Here is a 16,153-nt window from a genome sequence, read left to right as displayed (position 1 = left end):
GCTATTGCGATCCCGGGACTCGCGATTGCGATCCCGGGACTTCGATCGGTTCTGTGCCCTTGGCGGCCTTTTCCGGGCTCAGGATCCACACCAGGCCGCCAAACACGCCAACCACGAACGATACCGCGCCGAACAACAGCGAGACGTTGACGCCCTCATTGGCGATCAATCCGGCGTAGCCGAAGGCCAGCGCCATTGTGGCTTCGCGTACGCCCCAGCCCGCGATCGAGATCGGCATCATCGTGATCAGCATCACCGGCGGCAACAACTGGAAGATCTGGCCGAAGGTGACAGGTGCCGTGATCGACTTCACCACGCACCAGGCGATCACGACGGTCACCACGTGAATGGCGATCGAGAGAATTGCGACCCTCAATCCGCGCTTGCGGCTGAACAACACCCGGTTCGCGATGACAGCGCAGGCGTGGATGTGATGCGTCGCCCACCATTGCTTCAGCCAGGCCCACGGCAACACGCCGATCAGCAGGAAGCCAAATCCGGCCGCGAGTGCGGCGAGGTCGAGGAGCAGCAACGCCATCCAGCCGTGGGAATCGGAAATCAGCCGATAGCTCCAGGGCAGGGTGGCGGCGATGACGACGGCGAGGGCGATCAGTCCGATCGCGCGATCGACGAAGATCGAATAGGTGGCTGCGCGCCAGCCCGCACCGGCGCGCGCGACCAGCCAAAGCCGGACCGCGTCGCCGCCGATCGAGGACGGCAGTGTCTGGTTGAAGAAGGTGCCGATCACGTTGAAGCGCATGGCCTGACCGGTCTCCAGCGGGGCGCCGCACTCCACGCTGATCTCCCGCCAGCGCAACACGCCGAGAAAGATCTGCAGGAACGTGACCGCGATCGCGAGGCCGAGCCAGCCCAGGCTCTCGACCTGGATGCGGGAGGCAAGGTCGTACAGATTGACCTTGCGCAGCGAGAAATAGAGCAGCGCGGCCGAGATCAGGATCTTGACGGTCGAAAGCAGGATTCGGCGCATTTCCGTTCGCGCTGCCAGGTTTCAGAATGTGTCAAAAACAGCGCAAAACGCTTTCGCGCGCCCAAATTCGCCGCCTTGGTATGGTTTCCGCGCCGATCTGGCAATACCCGTACTGGTCCCTATTGCGGCAGGCGCGAAGGGGTGGCTAAAGAGGCCGGAACGGGGGGACGGCCGGCCACTCACCGGGGATTTACGTTACCGGTAAAATCCGACCAGACGCGCGGGGGCGCGTGCTACTGCTTGGATAGTGCTTCCGAGGCAACAGGGCCGCCGGCTGCGACGGCCCGGGCCGATTTGGTGTGTCGTCCGCAGGCGGATACGGCAGGACTTTTGCACGACAGGACTTGAGGCATCGATGGATCGACGAATTATTCCCCTGATCATGTGCGGCGGCGCAGGCACGCGGCTGTGGCCGGCGTCACGCGAGGTGCATCCGAAGCAGTTCCTGTCGCTGTTCGGGGCCCGCTCGACCTTCCAGGAGACGCTGCTGCGGGTCTCCGATGCCGGCCTGTTCGAGCGTCCGATCGTGATCACCAACGAGGCCTATCGCTTCATGGTGCTGGAGCAGCTGGCCGAGATCGGCCGTGAGGCCGACGTGCTGCTGGAGCCGATGCGCCGCGACTCGGGGCCGGCGATCGCGGCCGGTGCGGCGTTCGCGCAGAGCCGCGACAGCGAAGCGATCGTGCTGGCGCTGGCCGCCGACCATCTGGTGCGGGACACCGCGGCCTTCGTTGCCGCGTGCCGCGGCGGGTTGGTGGCCGCGGACGCCGGCCGCATCGTGACATTCGGCGTCAAGCCGGAGCGGCCGGCCACCGAATACGGCTACATCAATCCGGGTGAGGCGGTCGCCGGCGAGGTGCGCACGGTGGCGAAATTCGTCGAGAAGCCGGATGCCGCGACGGCGGCGGGCTATATCGATGCAGGTTATCTCTGGAACAGCGGCAACTTCATGTTCCGCGCCGGCGTGCTGCTCGACGAGTACCGCAATGTCGATGCGGACAGCGTGGCCTCGGTGGAGCAGTCGGTTGCGTCGGCGGCGCGCGATCTCGGCTTCGTCAAGCTCGATGCGCAGGCCTTCGGCGCGGCAAAGGCGATCTCGATCGATTACGCGGTCATGGAGAAGACATCGCGTGCCGCGGTGGTGCCGGTGGCGTGCGGCTGGTCAGACATCGGCTCGTGGCGTCAGGTCTGGGAGCTGTCGGACAAGGACAGCCTCGGCAACGCTGCGCGCGGCACTGCGGTGTTCGAGGACTCCCGCAATTGCAACGTCTCGACCGACCGGGCGCTGGTTGCGCTCGAAGGCGTCGATGATCTCGTCGTGGTCGCGACCCAGGACGCCGTGCTGGTGTCACGCCAGAAGGACGCCAACGGGCTGAAGCGGCTGGTCGCGAAATTGAAAGTGGCGGCGCCGGAGGTGACCGAGAATCACATCAAGGTGCATCGCCCCTGGGGCTCCTATCAGTCGGTCGATAATGGCGATCGCCACCAGGTCAAGCGCATCGTCGTCAAGCCGGGCGGACGGCTGTCGCTGCAGAAGCACCATCACCGCTCCGAGCACTGGATCGTGGTGCGCGGCACCGCGCAGGTCACCGTCAACGAGCTGATCAAGACGGTGCACGAGAACGAATCGATCTACATCCCGATCGGCGCGGTGCACCGGCTGGAGAACCCGGGCAAGATCCAGCTCGAGCTGATCGAGGTGCAGACCGGCAGCTACCTCGGCGAGGACGACATCATCCGCATCGAGGATGACTATCGGCGCACCTGAGGCGAACGGGGCCGCGCTCAAGATCGAGTCGCGGGCGATGTAACTCTTTGAATCAAAACGTGTCCGGATTTCGCCGTTGGCATTCGCCACATTTGTGACGCCGTGCTATAGCGGCTGCCAACGAAGCGGGTCGTGATTTGCGCCAAAGGCGCGGATCGGGCAGAGGGGCCTTGGTGCTGATTCCCTCGGAGCTGGGATGGCTCCCTGAGAAGCCGGGACAACCGCCAGAACGTTACTTGGGGTCTACGATATGAATGCAAAAATGTCCGCAGCCGGCGCGAAGGCCGATATCGGCCGCGCATTGCGCGTCGGCGTGATCGGCGCCGGCGTGATGGGCAGCAACCATGCCCGCGTGCTGGCCGGACTGCCCGGGGTGCTGTTGATCGGCATCGTCGATCCGCTGCCGGAACATCGCACGCGCGCCATCGACCTGGTTGGCTGCCGCGCCTTCGAAAGCCTCGATCAGCTGTTCGCCGAGGGCATCGATGCGGTGACGATCGCAGCTCCCACCCATCTGCATCACGAGATCGCGCTCGCCTGCATCGCGCGCAACATTCACATCCTGGTCGAGAAGCCGGTCGCATCCACGGTCGAAGAGGGCCGCGAGATCGTCGCGGCCGCCGAACGGGCCGGCGTCACGCTGATGGTCGGCCATGTCGAGCGTTTCAATCCGGCGGTCGCCGCGATCAAGAAGGCGATCTCGGGCGAGGACATCCTGTCGATCGGCATCACGCGGGTCGGCCCGTTCCCGCCGCGAATGTCCAATGTCGGCGTCGTGATCGATCTTGCCGTGCACGACATCGACCTGATCCGCTGGTTCACCGAGTCCGACATCGTCGAGGTGCAGCCGCAGCTTTCGAGCGCCGTCGCCGAGCGCGAGGATATCGCGCTGCTGCAGTTCCGTACCGCTTCCGGCGTGCTCGCCCACATCAACACCAACTGGCTGACGCCGTTCAAGGCGCGCAACGTGACGGTCGCAACCCGCGGCAAGTATGTGATGGGCGATCTGCTCACGCGTCAGGTCACCGAATGTTTCGGCTTCAAGCCGGACGGCAGCTATTCGATGCGTCATCTGCCGGTCGGTCACGACGAGCCGCTGCGCGCCGAATTGATCGCCTTCCTCGATGCCGTGCGCGGCGGCAAGCTGCCGGCAGTGTCCGGCGACGAGGGCGTGGCGAGCCTCGAGATCGCGATCCGCTGCCTGGAATCGCCCGCCAGGCCCGCCGCCTCGACGATGCGCAAGGGGCCGCGCCGCATCGCCGGCTGATTTTCATTCATTCAACACGTGCAAAGAGCTTCCATGAACCAGCATATGCAGCTTGAGCCCATTCCCTTCATCGATATCGCCGCGCAGCGCCGGCGGCTCGGCAAGTCGATCGATGACGCGGTCGCGCGCGTGCTCGACCATTGCCAGTTCATCAACGGTCCCGAAGTGACCGCGCTGGAGAAGGCGCTGGCGGACTATAGCGGCGCAAAGCATGTGGTCAGCTGTGCGAGCGGCACCGACGCGCTCTTGATGGTCCTGATGGCGAAGAATGTCGGGCCGGGCGACGCGGTGCTGTGCCCGACCTTCACCTTCTGCGCGACCGGCGAGGTCGTGACGCTGACCGGCGCGACGCCGGTGTTCGTCGATGTCGATGAGGAGACCTTCAACATCGACGTCAACTCGCTGAAGCGCGGCATCGCGACGGCGCGCGCGCGCGGGCTGAAGCCGGTCGCCGTGATCCCGGTCGACCTGTTCGGCCAGAGCGCCGATCATGACGCGATCGGCGCGGTCGCCGAGGCCGAGGGGCTTTTCGTACTTGACGATGCCGCGCAGGGCTTTGGCGCCACCTACAAGAACCGCAAGCTCGGCACCTTCGGACTCGCCACCGGGACCAGCTTCTTTCCGGCCAAGCCGCTCGGCTGCTTCGGCGACGGCGGCGCGATCTTCACCGACGACGAGGAGCTCGCGCGCACCCTGCGCAGCATCCGCGTGCACGGCCAGGGCTCGGACAAGTACGACAATGTGCGGCTCGGCCTCACGGCGCGGCTCGACACCATGCAGGCGGCGATCCTGCTCGAGAAGCTGAAGATTTTCGACGACGAGATCGCGGCGCGCAACAAGGTGGCGGAGCGCTATTCGCGCGCGCTCGGCAACCTCGTCGCGGTGCCGCGCCTTGCGCCGGGCTGTACCTCGGTGTGGGCGCAGTACACCATCCGCCTGTCCGACGGCATCGATCGTGACACCTTCGCGGCGGCCCTGAAGGCGCACGGCGTCCCGACCATGATCTACTATCCCAAATCGGTGCACCAGCAGACGGCCTACAGCCACTATCCGGTTGCCGACGGCGGCCTGCCGGTCAGCGAGCGCCTGTCGAAGGACGTCATCGCCCTGCCGATGCACCCCTATCTCGACGAGGTGACGCAGGACCGCGTCATCCAGGCTGTGCGCAGCGCGCTACAGGCATGATCCCGAAAAGTGGCTTCCGGTTTTCGGGCAGGATCATGCCTAAATCGTTAACGGCCTGACAGGAAACTTTTTCGTACCGTAATCATGCGCTAGAAGCAGCGCATGCTTGGGCGCATCTTCACCGTCGGCGGCTATACCCTGCTATCGCGGGTGACCGGGTTCGCACGCGACATCATGCTCGCGGCGATCCTCGGCGCCGGGCCGATTGCCGACGCCTTCTTCGTGGCGCTGCGGCTGCCCAATCATTTCCGCGCGATCTTCGCCGAAGGCGCCTTCAACGCCGCCTTCGTGCCGGCCTATGCCCATGTCCATGGCGAGCGCGGTGAGGCGTCGGCACGGCTGTTCGCCGACCGCATCTTCACGCTGCTGTTCGCCTCGCAGGTGATCCTGCTGGCGGTGGCGATGGCGTTCATGCCGCAGGCGATGAGCATCCTCGCGCCGGGCTTCACCGAGGACGCGGCGCAGCGCAAGCTCGCGATCGAGCTGACGCGGATCACCTTTCCCTATCTGCTGCTGATCACGCTGGTGACGCTCTATGGCGGCATGCTCAATGTGATGCATCGCTTCGCCAGCGCGGCCGCGGCGCCGATCTTCCTCAACCTCGCCATGATGATGACGCTGGCGCTCGCGGCGTTCTTCCCGAGCGCGGGGCACGCCGCGGCCTGGGGCGTGCTGATCTCGGGCTTCCTGCAATTCTTCCTGCTCGCCGGCGACCTGGCGCGCCACGGCGGCCTGCCGCGGTTCGCGCCCTTGAAGCTCGACGAGGACGTCCGCGGCTTCTTCCGCGCGCTGGGGCCGGCGACGCTGGGCTCGATGGGCACGCAGGTGGCGCTGTTCGCCGACACCATCATCGCGACCTTCCTGCCCGCGGGCGCGCTGTCGGCGCTCTATTATGCCGACCGCCTCAATCAATTGCCGATCGGCGTGATCGGGATCGCGATCGGCACCGTGCTGCTGCCCGAGATGTCGCGACGCTTGAGCGCCGACGATCACGCCGGCGCGATGGCGGCGCAGCGCCGCGCCTTCGATTTCACGCTGCTGTTCTCGGTGCCGTTCGTGGCGGCGTTCCTGACGGTGGCCGATCCGATCATGCGCGCGATGTTCGCCCGCGGCGCGTTCTCGAAGGCCGATGCCGCAAGTGCCGGCGCCACGCTCGCGGCCTATGCGGTGGGGCTCATTCCCTTCGTGATGATCCGCAGCGCGGTTGCGACCTTCTACGCCCGCAAGGACACCGCAACGCCGGTGAAAGCGGCGCTGACCGGGGTCGCGGTCAACGTCGCGCTGAAGATCGCGCTGGTCGGCACGCTGGCGCAGGTCGGGCTCGCGCTCGCGACCGCGATCGGGGCCTGGGTCAATCTGCTGCTGGTGCTGATGTTTGCCGTGCGCCGCGGCTACCTCGCGCTCGATCGCGCGCTGATCCGCTCGTTCGGCACCTTCGCGCTGTGCGGCGTGCTGCTCGCGGTCGCGCTGTGGCTGACCTCGCATTTCGCGGTGGTGTGGTTCGCGCCGATGCAGATCTTTCGCGACGAGCTGATCCTGCTGCTGCTGATTGCGGTCGGCGTCTTCGTCTACGCCCTCTCGATCCTCACGCTGTTCGGCCGCGGCTGGCTGTTCGCGCTCCGCCGCGTATAGTTTTACCTGTCAAATCAAATGCATAGGAGGCGGCTGTGTGATAGCGCCGCGCGCGGCGGAAAGCGGTTTGCGCTTCGCTGACAACCACGCCAATATGCATGCAAACAACCAAGGCAATTGGAGAGACGATGGCAGCTCCCATCAAATTCGGCGTCGGACAAAGTGTGCGGCGCAAGGAGGACGACGCTCTGATTCGCGGCAGGGGCCGCTACACCGACGACGTTGCACCGTCTCCCGCATTGCACGCGCTGATGCTGCGTTCGCCGCATGCGCACGCGACCTATACGATCGATGCCGGCAAGGCCCGCGGCATGCCCGGCGTGGCGCTGATCCTGACCGCGGCCGACGTCGCCGAGCTCGGCGGCCTGCCGTGCCTGTTCAATCTGGAAACCGATCCGTTCACCGCACCGCCTTATCCGATCCTCGCCAAGGACGAGGTGCGCCATGTCGGCGACGCGGTGGCCTTTGTGGTCGCCGATACCGTCGATCATGCCCGTGACGCGATCGAGGCGATCGACGTCAAATGGACGCCGCTGCCGGCGGCGGTCGGCCTCGTCAATGCGGTGAAGAAGGACGCGCCGCAGGTCTGGCCGGACAAGCCCGGCAATGTGCTGTTCGACGTCTCGATCGGCGACAAGAAGGCCGCCGAGGACGCGTTCGCCAAGGCGCATGCGGTGGCCGAGATCACCATCGTCAATCCGCGCGTCATCACAAATTTCATGGAGACGCGCGCCGCGGTCGCGGAATACGACGCCAAGAAGGACCATCTGACGCTGACGATCGGCAGCCAGGGCAGCCACCGCCTGCGCGAGATCCTCTGCGACATGATTCTGAAGATGCCGAAGGAGAACATGCGGGTGATCTGCCCGGATGTCGGCGGCGGTTTCGGCACCAAGCTGTTTCCCTATCGCGAATATGCGCTGATCTCGGTCGCCGCGCGCAAGCTCAAGAAGAGCATCAAATGGACGGCCGAGCGCTCCGACCATTTCATGGGCGACGCGCAGGGCCGCGACAATCTCACCACCGCGAAGATGGCGCTCGCCGAAGACGGCAAATTCCTCGGCATGGATGTCGACCTGATGGGCGACATGGGCGCCTATCTCTCGACCTTCGCGCCTTACATCCCGCATGGCGGCGCCGGCATGCTGCCCGGCCTCTATGACATCCAGGCCTTCCACTGCCGGGTCCGCACCGTGTTCACCAACACGGTGCCGGTCGATGCCTATCGCGGCGCCGGCCGCCCGGAGGCCGCCTATGTCATCGAGCGCCTGGTCGATGCCGCCGCGCGCAAGCTCGGCATGACGCCGGACGCCATCCGGCGGAAGAATTTCATTCCGCCGAAGTCGCTGCCCTACACGACCGCGACCGGCAAGGTCTACGACTCCGGCGACTTCGTCGCGCACATGAAGCGTGCGATGGAGATTGCCAATTGGAAGGAGTTTCCGAAGCGCGCCAAGGCCGCCAGGAAGGACGGCCTGGTGCGGGGCATCGGCATGGCGAGCTATGTCGAGGTCTGCGGCACCATGGGCGAGGAGACCGCCAATGTGGCGCTCGATCCCAATGGCGATATCTCGGTCCTGATCGGCACGCAGTCGAGCGGGCAGGGCCACCAGACCGCCTATGCGCAGATCGTCGCCGAGCAGTTCGGCGTGCCGCCCGAGCGCGTCCATGTGCTGCAGGGCGATACCGACAAGATCGCGACCGGCCTCGGCACCGGCGGCTCGGCATCGATCCCGTCCGGCGGCGTCAGCGTGCAGCGCGCGACGCATGATCTCGGCAACAAGCTGAAGGAGCTCGCGGCGCAGGCGCTGGAAGCCGGCGCCGGCGACCTTGAGATCGCCGACGGCCGCATCCGCATCGCCGGCACCGACCGCTCGATCAGCTTTGCCGATCTCGCCAAACGCCCGGGCGGCGATACGTCGAAGATGAATGCGAACGCGACCTTCGCCAGCGCCGACGGCACCTATCCGAACGGCACGCATCTTGCCGAGGTCGAGATCGATCCCGCCACCGGCATCATCAAGATCGTCAGCTACGTCATCGTCGACGATTTCGGCGTCACGCTCAATCCGCTGATGCTCGCCGGCCAGGTTCATGGCGGCGCGATGCAGGGAATCGGGCAGGCGCTGATGGAGCAGGCGGTGTACAGCCCGACCGACGGTCAGCTCGTCACCGGCACCTTCATGGACTATGCGCTGCCGCGCGCCTCAGACGGGCCGTCCTTCGTGTTCGAGACCCATAACGTGCCCTGCACGACCAACCCAATGGGCGTGAAGGGCGCGGGCGAGGCCGGCGCGATCGGCTCGTGCCCGGCGGTCGTCAACGCGATCGTCGAGGGGCTGCATCGCGAGTACAAGATCGACCACATCGACATGCCGGCCACGCCGGAACGGGTCTGGATCGCGATCCGCGAGGCGCAGCGCCGCCATAATCTGTAACGGGAATCCGCGCGGGAATAAAACCTCGCACTCGGGTTCCTATCGAGAAGCCGTGACTCGCGCGCGCGGGTCACGGCGTTGCTTCGAAACGCTCGCAGGACGGAGAATTCACCGATGAAACGGATTGTTGTTGTTGTGGGAGGTCTGCTGCTCGGCGCCGGCGCCGTGATGGCCGATCAGAAGATCGCTGTCGAGCAGGACAACCTGATGCGGGGGCAGGCGAAGAGCATGTACGATGTGATCGGCAAGATGGTGAAGGGCGATATCCCCTACGACCAGGCGGCGGTGGATGCGGCGATCGCCGACCTCGAAGCGAGCGTGCCCAGGATCCCGACAGTGTTTGCGACGAATCCTAAGGAAGATGTCAAAAACGCGACCTACGGATCGTCGCCGAAAGTTTGGAAGAGCAAGGCCGATTTCGACTCCAAGGTGCCTCCGGTGTCCAAGGCCATCGCGGACGTCAAGGGCAAGATCAAGGATATCGATGGCCTCAAGGTCGCCTTCAAGTCGATCAACGACCGCTGCTCGGACTGCCACGAGGTGTATCGTGTCAAGCTGAAGTGATTCCGCGGGGACGCGATCCCTGCGGCTGCAGCTGTGGGCGCGAGGAGCAGGCGAGTTGAAAGAGGGCGGATGCCGCGGCATCTGCCCTCTTTCTTGTCGGCCTGCGTTTGAAGCTTACTTCGTCACCTGACCGCGGATCTCACCGCCCGGATTGGCCGCGGTGTGGACGTTGACATAGTACTTGCCGGCGAGGAGATCGGCGGCCTGCGCGTCGGTCAGTGTTGCGCTGCCTTCGACCGGGCTCGACGTCGCATTCGGGATCGCGACTGCGACACCGGAATTCTTGCCGGCCTCGGCGGGGCCGTGGAAATGCGCGGCGGTGACCGGGCCCGAGAGGCCGGAATAGGTCACCTTCCAGCTCAACTTCTTGCTGGCGGCATCGTAGTCGATGTCGGCGGTGCCGGTGCCGGCGCTGGTATTCGGCGGCACTTCGCTCTTGCTATCCAGCTTCGCCGTGAACTTCTCGGCAAAGGCCGGACCGGCGAGGGCGATGGCGGCGCCGAGCGTCAGCGTGGCAAGCAAGGTCTTGTTCGACATGGTTTCTCTCCCCTTTGACGTCACAGGATGGTTGCAATCTTCAAACAGCAGCTTTTCGGATTTATTCCCCAAATGATCGTGGGTGCGGCAAATTTGATGCGAGCTTGTCCGACTGGTTGCCATCATACTGGTCCATGAACTGCCGCGACCAATGACGGATCGGTGAATGCTGCGACGAATTTTCCTCCTGGCGATTCTGGCCGGCGTAATCGGCGTTGGCCTGTTCTGGTGGCTGACGATCCCCGCGACCGTTGCCGCCGGCGCGCTGCCAGCCTATCAGCCTGACCTGGTCAACGGCCTCACAACGTTCAATGCTGGAGGATGTTCCTCCTGCCATGCCGTGCCGAAGCAGGACGACCGCACGAGGCTCGGCGGCGGGCTCGCGATCACCTCGCCGTTCGGCACCTTCTATGCGCCGAACATCTCGCCCGACCCGAACGACGGCATCGGCCGCTGGAGCGAGGCCGATTTCGTCACGGCGGTCATGAAGGGCACCTCGCCATCGGGTGCGCACTATTTCCCGGCGTTTCCGTACCCGTCCTATCAGCACGCCAAGGTCAGCGATGTGCGCGACCTGTTCGCCTATCTGAAGACTTTGCCGCCGGTCGCCGGCAAGGTGCGCGACCACGATTTGCCGTTTCCGTTCAACATCAGGCGCAATGTCGGCGTCTGGAAATTGCTGTTCATGAACGGCAAGCCGTTCATCGCGGATGCAAGCCGCTCCGCGCATTGGTATCGCGGCGCCTATCTCGTCAACAGCTTCGGCCATTGCGCCGAGTGCCACAGCCCGCGCAATGTGCTCGGAGGCATCGTCACCGCGCAGCGCTTTGCCGGTGGTCCGAATCCGGAGGGCGAAGGCTGGGTGCCCAACATCACGCCGAGGGGGATCTCGGACTGGAGTGTGAAGGATATCGCCTATTTCCTCGAGAGCGGCCAGACGCCGGACGGCGATAGCGCGGGCGGATCCATGGTGCGCGTGATCCGCAATACCTCGCAACTCTCGTCGTCCGACCGCGATGCGATCGCCGAATACATCAAGTCGCTGCCGCCGGTCGAGGGACCGCCGAAGCCGGTGAAGAAGGAGAAGGAGAAGGAGTCAGCGGGATGAGTTTTGCTTGAACCGGCTCGCCGCGGTTTCGGTTCACCTCTCCCAAGGGAGAGGTGAACTTTCGACGCCGTTCAAGCTCGACCCAATCTCATCATGCTGTCGTGGGCGCGATCTACTTCGCGCCGAACGCCTTGAAGGTGATGATGGTGAGCGTGTCCTGGATGCCCGGGATCACCTGAACCTTCTCGTTGATGAAATGGCCGATGTCGGTGTCGTGGTCGACGTAGAACTTGACCAGGAGGTCGTAGTTGCCCGCGGTGGAATAGATCTCGGACGCAATCTCGGCCTCCGCCAGCGCGTTGGCTACGGTGTAGGACTGGCCGAGCTTGCATTTGATCTGGACGAAGAAAGGAACCATCAAAGTCGTCTCCGGGGATTTCCGCGACTATAGGCCCAAAACGGGCGGCCAAGGCAAGGGGACAAGAAGGGGCAAGGCAGCGTCAAGGCAAGGCCAACCCGCGGTAAAGTCAGGCGAACTTGCCGTCGATCCGCGGCCGGGCTAGGACAGGCCATGGTCTTGTTCGCGATGGTCGCATTCGTATCAACCGCCGGTGCTGCACGATGACGCCGGTCGCGCTCACCATTGCCGGCTCCGATTCCTCGGGCGGGGCGGGCATCCAGGCCGACCTCAAGAGCTTTGCCGCGCTCGGGGTCTATGGCGCGTCTGCGATCACGGCGCTGACCGCGCAGAACACCAAGGGGGTTAGCGGCATCCATCCGGTGCCCGCTTCATTCGTCACCGCCCAGATCGACGCGGTGTTCTCCGATCTCGAGGTCGGCGCGGTCAAGATCGGCATGGTGGCGCAGGCCGAGACGATCGCGGCGATCGCCGATGGGCTGAGGCGCTGGGCGCCGCGCCATGTCGTGCTCGATCCGGTGATGGTCGCAACCTCGGGCGATCGGCTGCTTGCCGCCGAGGCGGTCGATGCGCTGAAGACCCTGCTGTTTCCGCTGGCCTCGCTGATCACGCCGAACCTGCCGGAAGCGGCGGCGCTGCTCAACGAGCCGGTCGCCTCAAGCGAAGCCGACGTCGAGCGACAAGGCAAGCGATTGCTGGCGATGGGATGTCGCGCGGTGCTGGTCAAGGGCGGCCACGGCCACGGCGCCGACAGCATCGACTATCTGATCGACGCCGAGCGCAGCATCGCGCTGGCTGCGCCGCGCATTGCGACCGCCAATACGCATGGCACCGGCTGCTCGCTGTCCTCGGCAGTCGCAGCAGGGCTCGCGAAGGGCGAGAGCATGGAGACCTCCGTGCGCAACGCCAAGGCCTGGATTACGCAAGCGATCACTGAGGCCGATCGCTTCGCCGTCGGCCACGGCCATGGGCCGGTGCATCACTTTCACAAGTACTACTGATTGCCGTGACTTGTAGCCCGGATGAAGCCAACGGGTCGCGCGAACGCGCGCCCGATGACAGGCTCCGCGAAATCCGGGGCTGCACTTTCCGCGGAAGCTCCCCGGATTACGCTTCGCTTCATCCGGGCTACGCTTCATCGCCGCTTCGAATTCGCCTCGTTCCGCCGCGTTACGCAGGCAACACAACACCTCTTCCACACAGCCGCGGCCGCCGATGTCGCCAGATTGTCGCACGCTGCTGTTATCCGCAGGGCAGGGGCGTGCTGCTGATTCTCGTTAACTGTTTGTGGGGCCTTGGGTCGCGGGGATCGTCATCGCCTTGTCACAGGAATCTGTTAGGTGCACAGGCATGGGAAGTGACTCCTTGAGTGAAGAAAGTCCCGAGCGGCACTTTCGCACTTTGTTTATCTCCGATGTCCATCTCGGAGCCCGCGGTTCGCAAGCCGACCGCCTGCTGGACTTCCTCCGCTCTCACGATGCCGACACGATCTACCTCGTTGGTGATATCGTCGACGGCTGGGCGCTGAAGTCGAACTGGTACTGGCCGCAGACCCATAACGATTTTGTGCAGAAGATGCTGCGCAAGGCGCGCAAGGGCGCCAAGGTGATTTACGTCCCGGGCAACCACGACGAGTTCCTGCGCAAATATTACGGCACGCATTTCGGCGGCATCGACGTGGTGGAGAACACCGTTCACACCGGCGCGGACGGCAAGCGCTACCTCGTCATCCACGGCGACATTTTCGATCTCGTGGTGCAGAACGCGCGCTGGCTCGCCCATCTCGGCGACAAGGCCTACGACTTCGCGATCCAGATGAATCGCTTCGTCAACTTCTTCCGCAAGATGTTCGGCGTGCCGTACTGGTCGCTGTCGCAATGGGCCAAGCTGAAGGTCAAGAAGGCGGTGAACTATATCGGCGCGTTCGAGGCGACGCTTGCCGGCGAGGCGCGGCGCCACGGCTGCGACGGCGTGATCTGCGGCCACATCCACTACGCGACGATTCATGACGAGCACGGCATCCGCTACATGAATTGCGGCGACTGGGTGGAGAGCTGCACCGCGCTCGCCGAGCATGAGGACGGCCATTTCGAGATCATCACCTGGACCGACCCGGTGCGCCGGATCGCGCCGGTTCCGCGAGTGACGGCACGCGCTGCATGACGCATATCCTGGTCGCGACCGATGCGTGGCATCCCCAGGTCAACGGGGTTGTCCGCACGCTGACCATGATGGCACAGGCGGCGAAATCGCTCGGCGTCGAGGTGAGCTTCCTGACGCCGGACGAGTTCCGCACCTTCGCGATGCCGAGCTATCGCGATCTCCGGCTGGCGCTGCCCTACCGGGCCAAGGTCGCAAGTCTGATCGAGGCGGCGAGGCCCGACAGCATCCATATCGCGACTGAGGGCCCGATCGGGCTCGCGGTGCGCCGCTATTGCCGCAAGCACGGCCTGCCGTTCACGACGAGCTTCCATACCCGCTTCCCCGAATACGTCTCGGCACGGACGCCTGTCCCGGAAGCCTGGGTGTGGCGCGCATTGCGCTGGTTCCACAGGCCGAGCCGGGCGGTGATGGCGGCGACCCCGGCGCTGGCGGCCGAGTTGCGTCAGCGCGGCTTCCGCAACGTGGTGCTGTGGTCGCGCGGCGTCGATACCGCGCTGTTCCATCCGCGCGACGTCGATCTCTGCCTGCCGCAGCCGGTCTATCTCAGCGTCGGCCGGGTGGCGGTGGAGAAGAACCTCGAGGCCTTCCTTGATCTCGATTTGCCGGGAACCAAGGTCGTGGTCGGCGACGGCCCGGCGCGGGCGGCGCTGGAGCGGAAATATCCGGACGCCGTGTTCCTCGGTGCCCGCCATGGGGAAGAATTGGCTGAGATCTACGCCGCGGCCGATGTGTTCGTTTTCCCGAGCCGGACTGATACGTTCGGTCTGGTGCTGCTTGAAGCGTTGGCGAGCGGCCTGCCGGTTGCCGCTTTTCCGGTCACCGGTCCCCGCGACGTGATCGGCGCGGCGCCGGTCGGTGTGCTCGACGAGGATTTGCACCATGCCTCCCTCGAGGCGCTCAGCATCCCGCGGCAGGCTTGCGTCGATTTCGCCGCGCTCCACACCTGGCAGGCGTCGGCCCGGGTGTTCATCGACCGTTGCATGAACGTCCGTCCTGCGCCGCCGGATGGCGAGGGGGAGGCGTTCGAATTTGGTGCCGAAGAGCACCATTTCGCCGTCCTGCCGACACCACAGCCAAACTCACGCTAGTTGGGTCACGCTAAAGCGTCTTGCCCGCCAGCCCGTCGCCGCGATACAAATCGCGAATGACGGACACCGTTCTCAATCCACCCGTCGCTGCCGCGGACATCGATGCCGCCGCAAGGGTGGTCGCGCCGTTCGCGGTGCGCACGCCGCTCCTGACCTTTCCCGTTCTCAACGAACGCGTCGGCACCCAGGTTTTCCTGAAGCCCGAAATGCTGCAGCGGACCGGATCGTTCAAGTTTCGCGGCGCCTTCAACAAGCTCGCCTCGATCCCGCAGGACAAGCGGAGCGGCGGCGTCGTCGCGTTCTCCTCGGGCAACCACGCCCAGGGCGTCGCCGCGGCGGCCAAGATCCTCAACATGCACGCGACCATCGTGATGCCTGCGGACTCGCCGATCACCAAGCGCGAGCGCACCAAATCCTATGGCGCCGAAGTCGTGCTCTACGACCGCGATCGCGACGACCGCGAGGCGATCGCCAACGGCATTGCCGGCAAGCTCGGCGCGACCTTGGTGCGCCCCTACGACGATCCCTTCGTGATCGCGGGCCAGGGCACCGCCGGCCGCGAGATCGCCGAGGACATGGCCGCGCTCGGACTGACGCCCGACATCGTGGTCGCGCCGGCTTCAGGCGGCGGATTGATCGCCGGCGTCGCAACCGCGGTGAAGGCGAAATATCCGCAGGCCCAGGTGATCGTCGCCGAGCCCGCGGGCTATGACGATCACGCCCTGTCACTCAAGGTCGGACATCGCGAGGCGCATCCGGTCGCGGCGCGGACCATCTGCGATGCGCTGATGGCGATGATGCCGGGTGAGCTCACCTTTGCCATCAACAGCAAGCTGCTGGCGAACGGTGTCAACGCCACCGATGACGAAGTCGGCGCCGCCGTTGCCTTCGCCTATCGCGAGCTGAAGCTCGTGGTTGAGCCCGGCGGCGCGGTCGGGCTCGCCGCGCTGCTTGCGGGACGGATCGACGCCAAGGGCAAGAACGTCGTCATCGTGCTCTCGGGCGGCAATGTCGACACCGACCTGTTCGCGAAACTCGTTGCCTGACACCGGGTTAG

At 65.1% G+C, this 16,153-nt stretch carries 14 protein-coding genes; 11 read left to right on the top strand and 3 right to left on the bottom strand.

From position 1 onward, the window contains the following. Position 1: 1 nt before the first annotated feature. Positions 2-988: a lysylphosphatidylglycerol synthase transmembrane domain-containing protein gene (locus QJT82_RS16515; RefSeq protein ID WP_028341622.1), complete on the bottom strand. Its 987-nt coding sequence runs from the start codon at positions 986-988 to the stop codon at positions 2-4. 355 nt (positions 989-1,343) lie between these two features. Here QJT82_RS16515 and QJT82_RS16510 point away from each other — a divergent pair, with 355 nt between their 5' ends. The 6 genes from QJT82_RS16510 (at position 1,344) to QJT82_RS16485 (ending at position 9,842) form a co-directional block, all read left to right on the top strand. After that, on the top strand, positions 1,344-2,756 hold the full coding sequence (locus QJT82_RS16510; RefSeq protein WP_028341623.1) for a mannose-1-phosphate guanylyltransferase/mannose-6-phosphate isomerase: 1,413 nt from the start codon (positions 1,344-1,346) through the stop codon (positions 2,754-2,756). 250 nt (positions 2,757-3,006) lie between these two features. After that, the gene (locus QJT82_RS16505) at positions 3,007-4,023 is read left to right on the top strand and encodes a Gfo/Idh/MocA family oxidoreductase (RefSeq protein WP_028341624.1); all 1,017 of its coding nucleotides are present in this window, start codon (positions 3,007-3,009) and stop codon (positions 4,021-4,023) included. 33 nt (positions 4,024-4,056) lie between these two features. After that, complete coding sequence (locus QJT82_RS16500) at positions 4,057-5,208, top strand: DegT/DnrJ/EryC1/StrS family aminotransferase (protein ID WP_028341625.1); 1,152 nt, start codon at positions 4,057-4,059, stop codon at positions 5,206-5,208. A 102-nt stretch (positions 5,209-5,310) separates the two neighbouring features. After that, positions 5,311-6,840, top strand: coding sequence for a murein biosynthesis integral membrane protein MurJ (gene murJ, locus QJT82_RS16495; RefSeq protein WP_028341626.1), 1,530 nt, complete (start codon positions 5,311-5,313; stop codon positions 6,838-6,840). A 128-nt stretch (positions 6,841-6,968) separates the two neighbouring features. Continuing rightward, on the top strand, positions 6,969-9,278 hold the full coding sequence (locus QJT82_RS16490) for a xanthine dehydrogenase family protein molybdopterin-binding subunit (RefSeq protein ID WP_028341627.1): 2,310 nt from the start codon (positions 6,969-6,971) through the stop codon (positions 9,276-9,278). Between the two features lie 114 nt (positions 9,279-9,392). Beyond that, positions 9,393-9,842: a cytochrome c gene (locus tag QJT82_RS16485; RefSeq protein ID WP_028341628.1), complete on the top strand. Its 450-nt coding sequence runs from the start codon at positions 9,393-9,395 to the stop codon at positions 9,840-9,842. 114 nt (positions 9,843-9,956) lie between these two features. Here the strand turns inward: QJT82_RS16485 and QJT82_RS16480 are convergent, their stop codons facing one another. Further along, positions 9,957-10,379: a CHRD domain-containing protein gene (locus tag QJT82_RS16480; protein ID WP_028341629.1), complete on the bottom strand. Its 423-nt coding sequence runs from the start codon at positions 10,377-10,379 to the stop codon at positions 9,957-9,959. 166 nt (positions 10,380-10,545) lie between these two features. Between QJT82_RS16480 and QJT82_RS16475 the strand changes: the two genes are divergently transcribed. Further along, positions 10,546-11,487, top strand: coding sequence for a cytochrome c (locus QJT82_RS16475; protein WP_028341630.1), 942 nt, complete (start codon positions 10,546-10,548; stop codon positions 11,485-11,487). Positions 11,488-11,599: 112 nt separating this feature from the next. Here QJT82_RS16475 and QJT82_RS16470 read toward each other — a convergent pair whose 3' ends face one another. Next, entirely contained in the window at positions 11,600-11,845 is a 246-nt protein-coding gene (locus QJT82_RS16470) for an Lrp/AsnC ligand binding domain-containing protein (RefSeq protein ID WP_016845986.1), read from the bottom strand. A gap of 203 nt (positions 11,846-12,048) precedes the next feature. Here QJT82_RS16470 and thiD point away from each other — a divergent pair, with 203 nt between their 5' ends. From thiD to QJT82_RS16450, 4 genes are all read left to right on the top strand, one after another. Further along, positions 12,049-12,846 (top strand): bifunctional hydroxymethylpyrimidine kinase/phosphomethylpyrimidine kinase, encoded by a 798-nt coding sequence (thiD, locus tag QJT82_RS16465; RefSeq protein ID WP_028341631.1) that lies wholly within the window; start codon positions 12,049-12,051, stop codon positions 12,844-12,846. Positions 12,847-13,195: 349 nt separating this feature from the next. Further along, positions 13,196-14,008 (top strand): UDP-2,3-diacylglucosamine diphosphatase, encoded by an 813-nt coding sequence (locus tag QJT82_RS16460; RefSeq protein WP_026193024.1) that lies wholly within the window; start codon positions 13,196-13,198, stop codon positions 14,006-14,008. Next, positions 14,005-15,096 carry a glycosyltransferase family 1 protein gene (locus QJT82_RS16455; protein WP_028341632.1) on the top strand — a complete coding sequence of 364 codons (1,092 nt, stop codon included), beginning with the start codon at positions 14,005-14,007 and terminating at the stop codon, positions 15,094-15,096. Before QJT82_RS16460 ends, QJT82_RS16455 begins: the two co-directional genes overlap by 4 nt. 56 nt (positions 15,097-15,152) lie before the next feature. Next, positions 15,153-16,142, top strand: a complete 990-nt coding sequence (locus tag QJT82_RS16450; protein WP_028341633.1) for a threonine/serine dehydratase — start codon at positions 15,153-15,155, stop codon at positions 16,140-16,142. Positions 16,143-16,153: the final 11 nt, after the last annotated feature.

The organism is Bradyrhizobium sp. Mp19, assembly GCF_029952935.1.
Classification (GTDB): domain Bacteria; phylum Pseudomonadota; class Alphaproteobacteria; order Rhizobiales; family Xanthobacteraceae; genus Bradyrhizobium; species Bradyrhizobium elkanii.
Note: the sequence above shows the minus strand (reverse complement) of the source record. Positions and strands in the feature narration are given on the sequence as shown.